Source organism: Veillonella tobetsuensis (genome assembly GCF_001078375.1).
GTDB lineage: Bacteria > Bacillota > Negativicutes > Veillonellales > Veillonellaceae > Veillonella > Veillonella tobetsuensis.
This window is the reverse complement of sequence record NZ_BBXI01000036.1, coordinates 1-466: the sequence shown is the minus strand read 5'-3', so window position 1 is coordinate 466 and position 466 is coordinate 1. Positions and strand designations below refer to the sequence as shown.

Annotated in this window: 1 rRNA gene; it reads right to left on the bottom strand. The window is 41.2% G+C overall.

From position 1 onward, the window contains the following. Nucleotides 1-92 (bottom strand): 23S ribosomal RNA (locus VEI_RS09285); the annotation flags it as partial. Nucleotides 93-466: the final 374 nt, after the last annotated feature.

Sequence of the window (466 nt, the reverse complement as noted above, 5' to 3'; positions counted from 1 at the left end):
CTTGCACCTCTCCGTAGCTTATCGCAGCTTACCGCGTCCTTCTTCGGCTGATATCGCCAAGGCATCCGCCGTACGCCCTTAAAATCTTTACTTAAAATACTTTCGTATTTGAGATTTTATTGACATGCATTAGATACATTGTCGTTTATTTTGTAGCCGTACATTTTCATGTACGTCACCATTAAGTCAGAGAATTATTTCCTATGTGCTCGGGTCAACCTACTTAGAAATTCTAAGAGATGACCTTACAAATATATATAATTATCTTCTATGCAGTTTTCAAAGAACAAATAGAGAGTCTTTACAGATCTCTCAAAACCGAACAATGTAGGTTATAAGTACAGCTAGCGCATATGCTACGTCTACTTACTGGCCAAAGTGTCGACCTAAGTGACATCCAAGCTCTTGGCTCGGTGTATGTCTCCCTAGAAAGGAGGTGATCCAGCCGCACCTTCCGATACGGCTA